The organism is Sphingobacterium sp. xlx-96 (assembly GCF_011007365.1).
Lineage (GTDB): Bacteria > Bacteroidota > Bacteroidia > Sphingobacteriales > Sphingobacteriaceae > Sphingobacterium > Sphingobacterium luzhongxinii.
Map to the genome: position 1 here is coordinate 83521 of NZ_WFKM01000012.1, position 16742 is coordinate 100262.

The 16742-nt window shown below is 44.2% G+C and carries 10 protein-coding genes; 4 read left to right on the top strand and 6 right to left on the bottom strand.

Going from position 1 to position 16742, the window contains the following annotated elements; genetic code table 11:
- The first annotated feature begins 154 nt into the window (after positions 1-154).
- Entirely contained in the window at positions 155-3790 is a 3636-nt protein-coding gene (locus G7B20_RS15515; RefSeq protein WP_164112337.1) for a SusC/RagA family TonB-linked outer membrane protein, read from the top strand.
- A 13-nt stretch (positions 3791-3803) separates the two neighbouring features.
- Entirely contained in the window at positions 3804-5345 is a 1542-nt protein-coding gene (locus G7B20_RS15520; protein WP_164112338.1) for a RagB/SusD family nutrient uptake outer membrane protein, read from the top strand.
- A 38-nt stretch (positions 5346-5383) separates the two neighbouring features.
- On the opposite strand, the gene G7B20_RS15525 is transcribed toward G7B20_RS15520, so the two are convergent.
- Positions 5384-6913, bottom strand: a complete 1530-nt coding sequence (locus G7B20_RS15525) for a TlpA disulfide reductase family protein (protein WP_164112339.1) — start codon at positions 6911-6913, stop codon at positions 5384-5386.
- Between the two features lie 163 nt (positions 6914-7076).
- Between G7B20_RS15525 and G7B20_RS15530 the strand changes: the two genes are divergently transcribed.
- Complete coding sequence (locus tag G7B20_RS15530) at positions 7077-7667, top strand: hypothetical protein (RefSeq protein ID WP_240452860.1); 591 nt, start codon at positions 7077-7079, stop codon at positions 7665-7667.
- 135 nt (positions 7668-7802) lie between these two features.
- Here the strand turns inward: G7B20_RS15530 and G7B20_RS15535 are convergent, their stop codons facing one another.
- The 5 genes from G7B20_RS15535 to G7B20_RS15555 all read right to left on the bottom strand — a co-directional run bounded on the left by G7B20_RS15535 (position 7803) and on the right by G7B20_RS15555 (position 15487).
- Positions 7803-8087: a hypothetical protein gene (locus tag G7B20_RS15535; protein WP_164112340.1), complete on the bottom strand. Its 285-nt coding sequence runs from the start codon at positions 8085-8087 to the stop codon at positions 7803-7805.
- Between the two features lie 409 nt (positions 8088-8496).
- Positions 8497-8691, bottom strand: coding sequence for a cold-shock protein (locus G7B20_RS15540; protein WP_079640669.1), 195 nt, complete (start codon positions 8689-8691; stop codon positions 8497-8499).
- 698 nt (positions 8692-9389) lie between these two features.
- Positions 9390-11789, bottom strand: a complete 2400-nt coding sequence (locus tag G7B20_RS15545) for a TonB-dependent receptor (protein ID WP_164112341.1) — start codon at positions 11787-11789, stop codon at positions 9390-9392.
- 24 nt (positions 11790-11813) lie between these two features.
- On the bottom strand, positions 11814-13004 hold the full coding sequence (locus G7B20_RS15550; RefSeq protein WP_164112342.1) for a PepSY-associated TM helix domain-containing protein: 1191 nt from the start codon (positions 13002-13004) through the stop codon (positions 11814-11816).
- A gap of 14 nt (positions 13005-13018) precedes the next feature.
- Entirely contained in the window at positions 13019-15487 is a 2469-nt protein-coding gene (locus G7B20_RS15555; RefSeq protein ID WP_164112343.1) for a TonB-dependent siderophore receptor, read from the bottom strand.
- A gap of 104 nt (positions 15488-15591) precedes the next feature.
- Here G7B20_RS15555 and G7B20_RS15560 point away from each other — a divergent pair, with 104 nt between their 5' ends.
- Positions 15592-16581 (top strand): helix-turn-helix domain-containing protein, encoded by a 990-nt coding sequence (locus tag G7B20_RS15560; RefSeq protein WP_164112344.1) that lies wholly within the window; start codon positions 15592-15594, stop codon positions 16579-16581.
- Positions 16582-16742: the final 161 nt, after the last annotated feature.

The window sequence follows — 16742 nt, forward strand, 5'->3', positions numbered from 1 at the left end:
AACACTAAATACAGGAGGAAGTATATGGAGAAAAAATAGTACAAAGACTTCTAAAGCCTAAAAAAGCAGAGATGCGGACACATCCCTGCTCTAATGTAAAAGGCTAACTTTTATTTACAACTGACTTTAAATAAATAACCTAATCATCAAATGTATGAATAATCATGCTTATACTAAAAGATGGTACAATATTTTATTGTCCAATTTTAGGAAGAAAAAACTAGCATCACCAAAAATCACACTAGAAATGCGTCTGTTAACTTACCTTACTTTAGGAGCCAGTTTGCAGTTATCCGCCAACTCGTATGCCCAAAAGATAAGCATACATACGGAAAAGGCAGCTCTTGAAAATGTCTTTAAAGAAATAAGAAAGCAGAGTGGCTATTCTTTTATCTATAAAAGTTCGTATTTGAAGAAAGCTGCTCCCGTATCTGTGTCTATTGATAATAGAAACCTCAAGGAAACGTTGGACAAATTATTTAAAGACCAACCTTTCGATTATGTCATTAAAGGCAAAGTCGTATCCTTGGTACCGCTGGCTGCACCGCGCAAGACAAATACAGCTTCTCTCGAAGAAGAAATAGAGCAACAGCGCCCTGTCTCGGGTTATGTGCGGGACCAGCAAGGCAATCCGCTACAAAAAGCGACCGTCCGCGTCAAGGGGAGCAATATCTCCACCTCTACCGACGAAAAAGGCTTCTTTCAGCTTAACGGTGTAGACCGCAATGCGACCTTGGCCATCAGCTTCTTAGGCTTTGACAACCTCGAAGTTTCGGCCGCGTCCAACCTGCAAAGTCTCACCCTGCGATTGACCAAGCAGGAAGTCGAAGAAGTCGTTGTTAATACCGGATTTCAGACCCTGAACAAGGAGCGCGCTACCGGATCTTTCGGTCTTATCGACAAAGCGCAGATCGAAAAACCCACGACTAATATTGCGCAGCGCATCATAGGCACTACTGCCGGTGTACAGACCACACTCGACGTAGACGGCAATCCACGTTTTGAGATCCGCGGGCAGACCAGCCTCAATATACGTGATGCACAGGGCAATCTCACCGCCAATGCGCACCCCTTGGTTGTCGTCGATGGCTTTGCCATACAAGGTGATTTCAGTTCGATCAATCCCAATGACGTGGAGAGCATCACCATATTGAAGGATGCCGCTGCGGCCTCTATATGGGGAGCACGCGCCGCCAACGGCGTAGTGGTTATCGTCACCAAAAAGGCAAAACAAGGGACGCCGCTCAAAGTAGATTTTCAGGCTTTCACACGGGTCGGAAAGAAATTTGATCTTTCCTACGTTAATCCTTTAGCCTCTTCGGCCGAGACCATCGAATACGAAAAACGAGCCTTCAACAGATGGAGCGCCACAGAAAATTCGGGTTCTTTAGCATCTAATTACGAAAAACAATGGTCCCAAGGACTAATAGCCCTAAGTGAGCATCATTTGGGCTATAGGAGTGAAACTGAGCGTGACGCCGAGCTAGAACGATTGAAAACACTGGACAACCGCCAGCAGATCGAAGATCTATTACTAGCTAATCCCGTTACCCAGCAATACAACCTCACGCTCCAAGGGAGCAGTGCCAAGATGAACAACCTGGCCTCCATGCTGTATGAGCGCAATCAGAGTAACTTCAAGGAAACTTCCAATGACCGCTACATGCTCAACTACCGGACTACAGCGGGCATCTTTCCTTGGTTGGATGTTCATGCTTCGACCATGCTGCAGCACAATAACTTCAAGAAGAATGGTGTAAATCTTTCGGATATAGAGGGTTTATCTCCATACGACATGCTAATCAATACCGATGGTTCGTACACCAATATCCATCAGTATTACTGGCCTATCATGGAGCGTTTTGTACCTATGGATAGATTTCCATATGCCGATTGGACCTACAATCCCGTGCAGGAGATCTCCCAACGCGACCGCCGTACCAAGGAACTGAATACCCGCCTGATGGGAGGTCTTACCTTCAAACCATTAAAGGGACTAACCTTTGATACGAAGCTACAGTACGAGCACTTCAACACCGAAAATCGCTACCTGTACAATGAAGGTTCGTTTTATTTACGTAAGCGTGTCAACGAAGCGACAGCCTGGGACAACAAGAAGAACACCTTTACGCCCAATCTGCCTAAGGGAGCCTTAATTGAGCAGCCTTACAATAATTCGAAAGATTGGGGACGCACCACCGTTAACACATACATCTTCCGTAACCAAGTCAACTACAACAGGACTTTCGGATTAGACCATGAGATCAATGCCGTGGCCGGCAGTGAGATCAGTAACATCGTATCCGAACAATTTTACAACCCACCATCTTACGGTTATAATGAAGAGACCCTCACCGTAGGCACCTACCCGAACGGACCGGGCGGCACATTCAGCCCCATCAAAAACTGGATGGGCGAAAATCAGACCTTCCGCTACACCAATTCATTCACTTACCGTACCGAGCGTTTTGTCTCTATGTTTGCCAATGCCGCCTATACCTATCGCAATAGATATACCATCTCCGGTAGTATACGTAACGATGCCTCTAATATGATTACGGACGATCCTTCGTACCGCTACGCACCATTCTGGTCTATCGGTGGTTCCTACCAGATCGGTCGCGAACAGTTTATGCAACAGTACACTTGGTTAGACCGCCTAAACCTAAGGCTTACTTATGGGTATAACGGCAATGTGGATCGTTCGACCTCCTTCCGTCCGTTGTTGGGGCTTACGACCACGCCAGACGTGTACACCAACGAATATACTGCACGTGTGACCAGCTATGGCAACCCTACACTACGTTGGGAGCGTACCGCTACCTGGAATGCCGGTATAGACTATTCCTTATGGCAGGGAAAGCTCTATGGAAAGATCGATGTGTATAACAAGCAGGGCAAAGACCTCATTGCACAGCTATCTATCCCCGCGGTAAATGGCACCAATAGCCAAAAGCTGAACAACGCCGAGATCAGCAACCGCGGGATAGAGCTCGAGTTGGGTACGACACTCCCGCTACATGGGTCAGACATTACCTGGCGCGGTAGCTTCAACTTTTCGTACAACAAGAATAAGGTCAATAAGTTTTTCGTAGCCAACTATGCTGCAAACGAACTTTATGGATATAATCAGAACTTTGGTGCTTATATCGAGGGCTATGATGCCAACTCGTTATGGGTATTTGAGTACGCGGGAGTACACGATAAGCAACCTAAGGTCAAAGGATCCAATGGCGAGCTTTACGGTTTTGGCACCTGGGCACCTGGCGATGGTCGCGACTACCTGTTGCACGCCGGTACACGCGTAGCACCTTATACCTTAGGCTTTAGCAACAGCTTCCAGATCTACGATCTGAATCTTTCATTTATTCTTACGGGTAAGTTGGGCCATAAGTTTATGAAACAAACATTCAATTATCCAGATGTTGGATATGGCCGACTACTCCCGAACAGTAAACTGGGTGAAGTCATGAATGGCGATCCGAATACGATAGTCCCCTTACCATTAAATACTATTGAACCCCGTTATTATTTCTGGAATAGATTCTATCCGTACATGGATTATCTGGTAACCAACGCTTCACACCTCCGTATGCAGGAGGTCAACGCCAGCTATCGTCTACCTACGCAAAAGTGGAACCTTCTCAGACAGAGCAATGCCATGGTGTACATACAGGGCAATGACCTGTTTACCGTATTGTTCAATAATACGGGCGAAGACCCGGAATTCCGCTTGGGTACGATGAAGCCGCGCCCACGTTTTACATTCGGATTGAAGGTTGGATTTTAATTAATAAGGAAAGATGAAAACTACAATAAACCAAACGAGCAAACTAACCCTAGCTATACTTATTTCCGGGGCACTGTCTTTCAGTAGCTGCGACAAGTTTTTGGATGAAAAACCTTCCAAATCTTCCGATCTGGTCGTCACGACGACCGATCAGCTTGATGCACTGCTCAATAGATACAGCACCTTCTATACCGAGGGCAACAGAACAGCGATATACAGTACCGATGATTACAATTTCACGAAGCAGATTTACGATGCCCGTCCAGGCTCTTTTTCTATGGCAGCTGTAGAGTTTGCCTTGTGGGACATCGATTATATACAGGACGATACGCGCGAAAATTTCTGGAGAAATGAATACACAAAAATCTTCAATGCCAATATGGTGCTGGAGAATCTAAGCCGTGTCAGCGGAAGCCAGGCCGACAAGGACCGTTTGAAAGCAGATGCGCACTTGATCCGTGCCTACAGCTATCTTGCACTGGTAAACACGTACTGCCTTCCCTATACCGAAGCCAACAAGAATGAGCTGGGTCTGCCGATCAAGCTGACGACTTCTTTTGAAGAGCCCACGGCACGGGCGCCACTGCATGCCGTATATACGCAGATCGAATCCGACCTGGCGGAGGCACAGAAAGTGCCTGTCCCTCTTGTACAGCAAGGCCGCGCGAGACACTGGCGGGCCAATACGGCTGCTGTTAATGGCTTTGCCGCCCGTTACTACCTGGTGCGCAATGACTACAACAAAGCCCTCGATTTCGCCAATAAAGCATTGACCGAGTACAGTACCTTCGTCGATTACAATACCGATATGCGCTACGGCCGCAGCAGTACTGTCAATATCAACACAGGTACTCCGCAAGCCGAAACGGTAACCCTCAAATTTCCATATACTCACGACAACCAAAGTGATTTTACCGATATGTTACAGTGGAAAGAATTTTTGTATTTCCGCATGCTGAATCACGAAAGCTGGTGGTATATTCCGAGCCAAGAGCTTATCGACCTTTATGACAAGACCAACGATCTTCGCTACGAATATCACTTTGTAGAAGGCTACTCCTACGACAGAGGTATGACCAAACCTGCATACAACTGGCCTGGATATGTATTTTTCTACAAAGACCGTGTCCCTTCCGGGCCTACTGTAGCCGAGATGACGCTGATCAAGGCCGAATGCCAGGCCCGGTTAGATCAAGGAGCTGCAGCCATGGCGACAGTCAACACATTGCGTGCCAAGCGTATGAAGCCAGGTGTATGGGTCAATCTTCAAGCCAGCAGCAAAGAAGATGCTATCAAGAAAGTGCTCGAAGAGCGCCGCAGAGAGATGCCTTATACGCAGCGCTGGTCGGATATCCGCCGCTTCAACAATAATGACTATGCAGGCGACGATGTGTTGCTGAGCCGTAGCTTCTATCCTTACAATGCATCCTCCGTACTGCGGGATCAACCACTCAAAACGTATCAATTATCCAAAGATTCCAGACGATTTGCTGTCCCTATTCCACGGACAGAGATTATCTCGAGTCAAGGCATAATTGTACAAAACAACTATTAAAAAACAAAAAGGGACATCTTCGCGATGTCCCTTTTCAATTAGAGTAGACTGACTTCATTGATCATCAGTTCCAGCTCGTCCTCATTATCGGCATCGGTTCTGAAATTTTCAAAGATCAGATTCCCCTGCTTATCGATCAGAAAGTTCATCGGCGCTGCGCTCCTATTATCCAGATTTCCCTTATTCCTACCTTTTACATCTTCCAAAGGCACAAAGCTGTAGCCAGTAGACTTCAAGAATGGCAATACGTAGTCATTTTGCGAAGAGACGATATTAATACCGAGATAAGCCAGTTTGTCCTTATCAAACTTACGCACCACGTTCTCAAAGTGCGGAAACTCGCCTCTACACGGACCACAGCCCGGATACCAGTAGGTAATAAATGTTACCTTTCCCTTAAAGTCTGCCAAGCTGTTGCTACTTCCAGCATAGTTTTTCAGTTCAAAAGGTGTCGCTACCCGACCATTTGTCTTCAGAGCGTTGGATATAGCAGCCTGCACCGCACCTTTATCTTTACCAAGGGTATGTCCATAAGTTGTTAGCGATTCCTTGATCTTCGGTGATGGAGACTTCACATAGCATTCCATCAATGTAGCGAACGCTTTATCCGTCTGTCCGTTTTGGTGCAACACTTCGGCCTTGGCCACCGGAATCAATTTGTACGCAGACGAGTAGCGCGATACTTTAATCCCGTCCAATATCGCCAGGGCCTTCTCCCATTCCTTATTACCCTGCGCCTGTTTGTACTGTGCAAACCTGGAAGCCGTCTCCGCACTCTGCTGCCAATTTTCCTGCTTCGTCATTTCAAAAAGTTCCGCAGCGAGTGCTGCAGCCTCCATATAGCGCTGCTGTTGCAATAATAAGTCGCTGTATGCAGTCATACCACTCAGCGACCAGTTAAATCCGGCAGGCGAAAAGTCATTTTTTAGGCGCACGTATATTGCCTCTTTTTCCTGAAGATCCTGTGTCTGATGCGCCAGCCAGTACAATGCCTGTGCGCCACGCTCGCTCGTATTAAACCTATCCGCCACAGCCAAACTCAATTGTTTGTGTTTCTCCCGATCGACGTTCTTGAAGGAGCTTGCATAGTAAAATGCATAACTGGCATCCTGCGGATCTATTTCCGTAATTTTCTTTAAATAATCCCTCTTCTTGTCCTCTTCACCCCAGCGCGAAGCATCGGACCACAGGGCCTCATAGGCTTCTTTCAGATCCGGGTTTATGGCGATAGCCCGTAATAGATATGTTTTAGCTTTCGAACTGTACTGCTTTTCCAGTGTTGACCCCAAGGCCAATGGAATGTTAGCATTTGTAGGCCTTTCCTTCATCCACCCCTCATAAAGACTGAAAAGTGCCGGATTCTCTATTCCCATGGCCTCGATCAGCTCCATATGATAACTTACGCTATCAACATTATTCCTCACTTTTTTCTGCAGCTCTTTGAGCGCTTTCGGGGTTATCTGCTCAGTCTTTGCCATCTCTTGTGCCTTTACCTCATTGATAGACGTACAGCAGGCTACAGTGCCTATCAGTGCCAGCGCGGCAATAGTCAGTTTTTTCGTGTCCATTTTTAACATTCGTGTTTATTATAAAAAATCAGTTGCTAATAATAAGACAGACAAGAGGGCTTTTTGTCTAAGATCTGTTCAGGGTATAGCCTATCAGATAGCCGATAACAGGGATTGCTTTTGTCTCCGAATGTTTTTAATATTGGAATCTATTTCGATAACTATGTACATAAAATATTTGCCCATCTACCTATTCGCTTTTTTGATAAGTGCCTGCGGTCAGAAAAACAATGCGTCTGCGCAAAAAACAGCTGTTTCGGACCATGTCGCACGGGCTAAAGAGCTGCAGCATACTACTGACGTTCAAAAAGAAAATGCCGCTGACAAACCTATTGATCAGGCGCTAGAATGGTTAAAAAGCGTCTTCAAAACAAAAAGTTCAGACAAGTACTTCCCCCAATACAATGTAGAAGAAAAACTCTGTACCAAGCGATTTCAGGAATTCCTAGCCGAATCCGCCGAACTGTATGGCGCTTCAAACCTGACTGATGAGGAATATCCTATAGCGGAAAAGAAATACAGCGAGAAATGGACCGACATATATCCGATCGAGGCACGCGAAATATGGCTATTCGGGAGAGGTAATGGCGATATTGGCGAACTCCAGGAATTAGAGATCAACAAGATCAAAGCGGGGCTGTACCGTGTATTTATCGATTACGGCGAGGGCATAAAAACACAAAATGAAGTAACCCTCGTGCGCGAGAGCGGTGCTTATAAAATTGATTACTGTAAAACGGAGTTTGTCAATTAAAAAATAGCAGCAATAAAAAAAAAATAATTAACCCTGTAAAAGGAAAGGACATTGATCTTCAACTTCCAAGCATTAGGCTTTGGAATGCGAAAGGTTTGCCGGTTAGGACAACTCCGAATCAACAACTTTTGACTTTTAATCAAATAGCACATCTCTGGACGTGGTATATACCATACCGTGCAGCTCATCATCTTTCATATTATCCAATGCATATTGTATACGTACGATTACCGGATGCCCCAATGCGTGTTTGTACCCCCTATCATTTAGATTAAAACGATATTTTGCTATACTGATGACCTGCTCCGGATACCAATAGATTTCTGGGTCTGTAAGCCGATTATTCGATGTCAGTACATTATAGCCCTTATCCTTAAGGACACGTAATATCGCATGCGTGATCTTCTCAAATTGTATCATTGCTGTATACTCTTAGGTTTAAAATACTATTTTTTCTTTTTATCAAAAAAATTTGTCGTTGTTTCTTTCGAGGAGGAATTCTTTTCCTTTTGGTAAGATGATTGCTTTTTCTCGGTTGTACTCTTTGGCTTTTTCTGATCTTTACTCATGATATTATGGATTAATTACTTTTGTTTAAAAAAAATTGTAATAATACAGAGGGTAGTCGACGTTTCTAGACGATAATTCACTGTTGGGGACCAGGCGTATAAAACGATTCGTCTGACATAAGGAACAAGCCTGCTAATGGGGTTAAGTTTATATACAGTCTTGCTATTGGTAAATATACGATTATATATCTGATAATCAAAACAAAATGCGACAGACTTTCGTCTGCCGCATGAAGGTAAAAAAAAATGAAATGAACAAATTATCTTGCTACGCGAACATTCGTTGCGTTGATTCCCTTTTTGCCGTTTTCTACATCAAATGTTACCGTATCATTTTCACGTATATGACTTACTAAACCTGTCGAGTGTACGAAAACATCAGCACCACCGTTGGATGGTGTAATAAAACCAAAACCTTTTGTTTCGTTAAAGAACTTTACTATTCCTTCTTGCATTGTATTAACTATTATTGATAAAAAATTATTTGACTATTGCGTTATCTGCATTTAAAAGCAGATCTAAGGCTATTATTTCGTGTTTCAGCAATCTTCTAACCACAGATCGCAAATCCTCGATCAAGCCTGGATAAATAACACAAGACTATACCAAAAAATTGCTGGTATACACCATGTATCACATGTTAACAGAAATATATGGGGAATTAAAATAACTTATCCAATACCACTCAGCAAATGCTGTATATATGCTTGATAACCTTAAAATGGCATCTGAGAAAGCTGGACTGAAAGAAGTGAAGAGTTAACTTAACAAAGTCAGAAAGAGCGTAGGCAGGGCCTTATAATACCACAAAGGTACAACTAATTTTTGTAAAAACAAGAAAATCAACACATTTCTCAAAAAACTACCATTGCATACCACTATTCTCAGCGACTTTGTAAGTAAGCGCTGCTGTATAAGTAAGAAGGCCGCTATTCCGCGTACTGAAAATAGTCCGATATATCCGAACGGTTACCCATGACAGCGAAGGAACAACTACCCTTATTATCGCAACCAGCATTACTGTAACCACGGTTGCGATAATTATAAATTGGTGTAGCGGCTAATCATCTGGGTTACATCAGACAGGTCGTATCCCGGAGCATACGGTCACTTCCCTTACCGCAAGTAAGGATCTCAAAGGTAGTAAAGATAGTTACATCCCCCTCACCCGCTGTTGTTGCTCATTATCTTTCATCTTCCTATCATTTCTATTTTTACCGAAGGAATAATTAATACTGATGCGCCATATACGGCTATCCAAATCTATTCGCTGATCCATGTCAACATTCGCCACAGAAGAAGTAGTACGGTACAGGCTTGTCTTAAATATATCATCCACAGCTAACTTCAGATTAAGCTTATCGTCCAACATTTTTTTCATCAGCCCTAACGACACATAACCACTTGCTTTCTGGCGAAAGACGCCATCGGTCTGTGGACTCTCATAGGCAGCTGTCCATTCGGCAGACCAGCGTTTGGGCAAACGATAATTGTGGTTAGTCTGTACCGTATAAGACCATAACCGATTAGCTATCTGCTCTTCTCCAAAGCTACCAAAATAGTTGTTTTCAAAGGCATTAACATTCCACTGGGTAGACCAGAAAGGCATTAACAAAAAAGAATAATCCATATTGACCCCATAATTTTGAAAGCCTTTAATATTATGCACACTACGTATAGTTTTATTTTCATTAGGAAGCTGTGTCAGCACAGAAGTCATAACATCCTTTACATCCGTATAGTAAAACGAAAATAGCAGATCCCGGTTAAAGCTATATTTCAGTTCGTAAGCATTGGCCAATTCAGGCTGCAATAGTGGATTGCCTTCCCAATAGACATACGCATCCACATAATACCGAAACGGGTTAAGATCCTCGTAATCTGGACGATTAATCCGGCGACTGTAGGACAACTGTACCTGATTCTTGTCATTCATCTCGTATCGAACTGAAACAGTTGGAAAAAAATTTATATAGTCCTTGTTCAGCGTTGTTCCATCCGTTTTCAACACGCCATCCGCTTTGGTATGTTCCGTACGTACCCCTGCATTTATTCCCCATTGGTCAAATGATAGGTTGAAATTCGCATAGGCCGCATGAATCTGCTCTTTGTACACAAAGTGGTTACTATTCTGTAAATCCGCTACCCATTGTTCAGTCTTCAGGGTGTCCGATAGGCTATTATTGTCGGATTTGACCCAGCTGCTCTTCCCCCCGACTTCCGCTGTCAATGACGCATTCCATCGGTACTGATAGTCTACCTTTGCCACCTGCAGACCTGTTGTTGACGGGGTCGCGTTCCGACGTGCTTCAACTTGGGAATTGCCATTTTTATATTTCTGAATGGAGGAACGCAGTACCTGATCCGCTTTGTAAGTCGAGTACAGGATATCCCAATCCGCACTCAGTTCACTTTTTTTTCCGATCTTTTGTATTAGGTTAAACCCTACATTATGCGTTTGCCAACGGCTATCATTTGTATTATCTGTAAGGGTATGTACAGTTCGATCGCCAGTCAGCGCATAGACATCGTTATACCCCTTACTAGCACTTTTATATACACCAAAATTGCCCGTCCAGAGCACACCGATACTCGTTCTATCCGTAGGCACATATTCCAGTCCTGCTCTTGCCTGTTGTGTACGCAGCGGCTCATCTGTTATAGCGTATTGAAGCGACTTCCCTCCTTCTATTCCGGTATAAAACCGATCAAAGTTTCGATACTCCTCCTCCCCCCGGTACGCATATTCCATTGCCCCTTGCCACCGCCACCTATCTCTTTGCCCCCCAAGGGTGGCACCTAGTCCGTAACGTTCCTTCCTACCTGCACCGCCGAAGGTATGCACATTGCCAGACATGGATTGGGAGGGTGATTGTTTCATGACGATATTGATCATTCCAGCTACCCCTTGGGCATCAAATTTTGCCGAAGGACTACTTATTAACTCAATGCTTTTTATCGATTCCGACGGCATACTTTTTAGCATGTTGGTCAACTCTTTGTCCGATAGATAAGAAAGCTTACCATTGATCATAATCCCAATATCCGATTTGCCTCTCATATGGATATTATCCGCCTCATCGACCCGCAGTGAAGGTGCTCGCTTTAGTAATTCCAGCGCAGTAGCTCCAGTGGCCAGAATACTATTCTCTACGTTGATCACCGTCCGATCGTTCTTGTGCTCGATAAGTCTCCTTGTTCCCTGTACCGTAATTTCTTCCAATTGCTGACTTTCCGTCACGAGCTGTACCGTACCGAGGACGGTGCAAATGCGCGGTAGTACATCGACCAATACCTTGTGTCTCTGATAGCCCATATGATAAATATCCAACAGATACTTTCCTTTTGGGAGATCTATCCTGAACAGGCCCTGATTGTCACTGTAGGTCTGATAGCTTTCCCCGGTTGTTTGGGACAAAACGGTTACACTGGTTTTAGAAATAGGCTGATTATAGCTATTAAGCACAGAACCTTGCAGCCCGCTCTGCGCATAGATCCCCAGGGCCGTACAAAGGACAAGGAGTGTAGTAATTATAGCAGTTGAATAAATCATATTATCTTTAAATGAATATAAATACTAAGACAAGGTCGTCTTTACTGTTTTTTTCTTGATTTTCTTTTTCCGACGGCCCCACCAGATCAAAAAGCCCGTGATCGGTAATGAGGTAGCCACTATACCTGCGAGAAAGGTGGATAGCTTTCCGAACTGCCCCCACCACTGGCCCATATGCAGTTGCCATATCACGTTTTCGACCTCCTCATGTATACGCTGGGGCGCGGGTACAGCCAACGATAAGCCCGTATATCGGTCGTATACGCTAAGCTTTTGTCCTTCGGTACTCTTCAGTCCCGTCACACCGAGACGGAACACATATACACCCGCTTCGTCCAAGGCATACACCCATATCGCTGCATTTTTTTCTTTTGGATGATCGGCCAACGCATGATAGGCCAAAGCGTTAATATCATGCGAGGGACGATCAGGTTGATATTCGCCCAACACCTCTTCAATATGTTCATCTACCCCACCAAAAGCAGAGGTAATAAGATCTCCCAAAGAATGGAAAAATATAATAATACCCGTAAGGCTCAATACAAAGCACAACAGGAGCGAATAGAAGCCGTAGACATTGTGCAGGTCGTAATTGAACCTTTTAAATCGCGCTTTCCACTTGATGGTAAAGCTATCTTGCACCGTCTTCTTGGTCCAGCGCTTGGGCCACCACAAAACCAACCCTGTGACACAGCTGATAAAGAAAATAACGGTGGCTATTAAAACAATCCAACTGCCTACTGGGCCCGCCAGCAAAGCAGAATGCAGGTGTGCCGTGATATAAAAAAAATGAGCCAGTGTATCGGCCTTCAGTACCTTAGCGCTGTAGGGATCTACATATAGAAAAGTAAGCTTATGTGTCTGCTTATGAAAAGCCCGCACGCGGATACTGCGATACGGATCATTAAAATACACCAACTCGGACAGTTCCAGCTCGGGATCAAAATCATGAATAGCTTGAATCAATTGATCCGATGTGCTCTGTTGATTCTGCACTTCGACGTACCGAGCATCCCCAGCGCTCCATTCCAAAATCTCGTCACAATAGACAATCAATGTTCCCGTCAGGCATACAAATACAACTACCAGGCCTGATACAATACTTGGCCACAGGTGTAGCCAAGCATTAACCTTCGCAAACCAAGTTTTACCTGCTTTTTTTGGCGGCATTTCTTCTGCCGCCGGCTTAGGTACTCTCTTAGGTATATAACTCATCTTTCTGACTGGATTTAAAACTTGAACGATATATTTGCCAAGAACTCAAAAGGTCGTTGAGGCCTTGCAAATATGTCCCAATACTTTACATTTCCGATGTTGTTGAATTTAAGCCCAACCCTGTATTTCGGTTGATCATAAAATGCCGTAGCGTTGACTACCGTATACGCAGGTATTTCAAAATCATCCTCATAATCCATCAATGCCGTGCCCACATAATTCATTCCAGCTCCAAATCCCAGCCCTTTAGCAGCACTTCCCAAAAACTTATACGATGTCCAAAAGTTAGCGATATGTTTTGGCGAATGCGCATCACGCAATCCTTGGGAATAGTCTTCACTTTTCACGTACTTGTTATCGTTATAGCCATAGCCCAATATCATATTCCAACCCCGGACAGGATTTGCAATAAGATCGATCTCCACACCTTTAGAATTAAATGTTCCGTCCTGCACGTAGACATAATCTATTACTTCGCGCAGGCGATTCTTAACCCTTATATCATAATACGATACCGTGGCATTCAGCAGTCGATTAAACAGTTCTACCTTAGTACCTACCTCTAGTTGGTTGGCTTCCTCGGGGCGCCAGTTTTTCTTGATCACCTCCGAGTCTATATTATTTGGATCACTAAGCCCGTCAGAAGCCGCTACATTTGTAAATCCATTCATATAATTGGCGAATAGGGAAACCTGGTCTTTGATAGGCTGGTATACCAGTCCTATCTTGGGCGAGAAGTTAACCTGGTTATAGCCTTCCACCTCCCGGTATGAGGGATCCGTTCCCTTTTGTTCGATGTTGCCCTGTTCGTCTACGACCTGGGGTTGTCCTGGAGAATAAGACATCCGTTTACCTTGATGAAATCGATTGACCCGCCCACTCAGCATCAAAAACAACCGATCTGCTATGTTGGTCACATTCGAAAAATAGGCACTAACCACATTGTATTTCGTATTGTCCACACCATCCCCATAACTACGCTTTCCTCGTGAGTTTTCCACTTCCGACCGTGTTAGCGGCTTCCAAACTTGATCATGCACCCCCACCGTATCATATATAGCAAAATAAGGTACCATAAACATGTTTTTCTCCGTATAAAGCGTCGCATCGACACCGAGCAACACCTTATTCTTTACCTCAGCAATGGTATAGTTACCGTTAAAATTCTGCTGTAAAACCGAAAAATTGAGGTTATAGTCATCAAAGATACGATAGCGTCTTTCGATACGGGTATCATCGACCACCATGGGCACCATGAATACAGATCCCTTATCCCCACTATTATTAAAAAGGTAAGAGGTACGCGACGACCAATTCTCCGATAGCTGATGTTCTATTTCGGCGCTGATATTGACATTTGTCCGGTTGGTTGTGATATCATTTGATGTCAATGAACGATCATAAGGCATCCCGTATTCTTTAAGATTTGCAAAACTCAACTTATGCGTATTCCGAAGGTAAGCGACCAATGGCTTGGTCGTGTTATACACGTCTGCATCGAATCGGACAATAGTTTTTTCTCCAGCCTTAAAAGCGAGACTCGCCGCGAATCCCATGGCCGTCACTTTACCCGCATTCTGAAACCCATTATTAAGCGTACCCATCACGTTGAACCTTCCCAATGCTGTGCGGTCACTATTGAGCGGAGTGTTGATATCTGCAGTCAGTCTATTCATACCGAAGCTCCCGGTAATGTAATTTACCTCACCCCGAAAAGACTCGTAAGGCCGCTTAGTCACATTATTTATAATACCACCGTAGGAGGTCACCTCTGCCCCGAATAAGGTGGCCGAAGGCCCCTTAATCACCTCCACTTTCTCGAGGTTGAAGATTTCTGATATGGCTCTGGAATTAATCGGTAAGCCATTCCGTACCATATTGGTATTTCCTGTACCACTATTAGAAAAGCCTCTTAGGCTTATTCCATTCCCGTTGTCATTTACCCCAGTCGTGACGATTGCGCCCGGCACATGCGACAAGGCACTGTTGTAATCTGTTGCCGCTATCTCCTGCATAAAATCTTTACTGATCACGGAATAAGCCTGCGCATTTTGTAGATTAGCCAAAGGCATTCTGGCAATGTCGTCCGTTTCTTTACGTGCAAATTTATTTTTCTGAATATCGGACACCACTACTTCGCGCAGTTCGTTGGCCTTAGATGGTACCACGATACGGGGCAAGACTAATGACGATTGGCCTTTCGCATGGATGACCTGCTCTGTAACGGTATAGTTGGCATAACTGACGAACAAAACGTAAGTACCCTCGGGTATCTGCATAGCGAATTTACCCTGTTCATCGACACGTGCCGTATACGGTGTACCCGTCAATTTAACATTTGCGTAAGCCAACGGTCGACCATCTGCCGTATACACCTCACCTGATAATGCTATCCGGTTTTGTGCAAGTCCGTAAAGTGGAGCAAAGATCAATAATGCCACCGTCAATAGCATGCATTGTATTTTCGATAAATTATAAAGCATCTTGTTTTTATTTAGAATAAGTACAAATAACAAGCGCAAAAGTATTAACTTTGTTACTCCAGCGATAACAGATCAAGGATTATAAGAATCAAAAAAAGGACAAAATGAAGAGTCTCACTTTGCGGGAGTTTTATGGGGATACTATTTTGAAAACAGTATTTTCCATGGATACCCAACAAGAATTTCAAAAAGGGTTTAAACGTAAATCACTATCCAACAGTGCAGTACGAGGAGACATGTACTATCACCACTTTGGTCAATTTGTGGTATGCTATCAGGACTGGACTGTCCTTAAGCCCTTTCGGCTTTTGATAGACCACCCCGAAGACCTCATCAAGTTTCAGTTCGAAATAGCGGGTCATTCTATATTTTCCGATACGCGTGGTACAGAGATAGCGATATGTTCGGGCCAACAACAGTTTATTTATCTGCCCCCCACAGCGGGTAGCATCTTCTACCCCTCCTCACGCAGCGTACTCGACATACATATCGACTTTGACTTTCTACTTGATCTGCTCCGGGCACAGGGCTTTACAAAGCCCCAGCTCAGGGAACATTTTCAAGAAAATGGATGGACATTCTTCAAAAAAGCTATTCCCATAACTGTTGATCAGAGCGTTCTGATCAGTAACCTTATAGATCATTCGTATCATGGGCGATTCGCCGAAGAATACATACGCTGCAAAGCGATAGAGATTATTCTATCGGTTTTTACAGCAGGGACAGAGACTATTGAGGCAAGTCTTTGGAACAGTCAAGATCTGCGCACGCTGTCTGAAGTAAAATCTTACCTGGACAGCCATTTTGCCGAAGAACTAAGTCTTAAAAAAATAAGCCGGACTTTTGGCATCAATGAGTTTAAACTTAAGAAGGCCTTTAAAGAGCGGTACGAAGACACCGTATTCGGTTATATCCGAAAGTCCAGATTAAAATACGCTTTGCACCTATTGTTACATACCGATCTCGATATCAAGACGATCTCTTACTCTTGTGGTTTTAAGTACCCACATCATTTTAGCCAATTATTCTTACAACATTACAGCTATCGGCCTAGTGAAGTACGATCCAAAGGAATCCTATTGCAAACGATGTAAAACATGTTACAATTGACATTGATCACAGCGCGCTCCGAGCTGAGCAGGGCTAATGGCAAAAAATCGGCCCACGACTGATCGAAGGTCGATTTTTCTCCTGTGCTATTCGACTACATTATGCACTCAATTCGAGCGTACGCGTTGCAATTTGTCTATAGCCA

Bases quoted from the DNA above. Each gene is read 5' to 3' on its own strand.
- G7B20_RS15540 (WP_079640669.1), bottom strand. From the start codon at position 8,691: ATGCAAGAAGGAATAGTAAAGTTCTTTAACGAAACAAAAGGTTTTGGT.
- G7B20_RS15520 (WP_164112338.1), top strand. From the start codon at position 3,804: ATGAAAACTACAATAAACCAAACGAGCAAACTAACCCTAGCTATACTT.
- G7B20_RS15545 (WP_164112341.1), bottom strand. From the start codon at position 11,789: ATGATTTATTCAACTGCTATAATTACTACACTCCTTGTCCTTTGTACG.
- G7B20_RS15530 (WP_240452860.1), top strand. From the start codon at position 7,077: ATGTACATAAAATATTTGCCCATCTACCTATTCGCTTTTTTGATAAGT.
- G7B20_RS15550 (WP_164112342.1), bottom strand. From the start codon at position 13,004: ATGAGTTATATACCTAAGAGAGTACCTAAGCCGGCGGCAGAAGAAATG.
- G7B20_RS15515 (WP_164112337.1), top strand. From the start codon at position 155: ATGAATAATCATGCTTATACTAAAAGATGGTACAATATTTTATTGTCC.
- G7B20_RS15555 (WP_164112343.1), bottom strand. From the start codon at position 15,487: ATGCTTTATAATTTATCGAAAATACAATGCATGCTATTGACGGTGGCA.
- G7B20_RS15560 (WP_164112344.1), top strand. From the start codon at position 15,592: ATGAAGAGTCTCACTTTGCGGGAGTTTTATGGGGATACTATTTTGAAA.
- G7B20_RS15525 (WP_164112339.1), bottom strand. From the start codon at position 6,913: ATGGACACGAAAAAACTGACTATTGCCGCGCTGGCACTGATAGGCACT.
- G7B20_RS15535 (WP_164112340.1), bottom strand. From the start codon at position 8,087: ATGATACAATTTGAGAAGATCACGCATGCGATATTACGTGTCCTTAAG.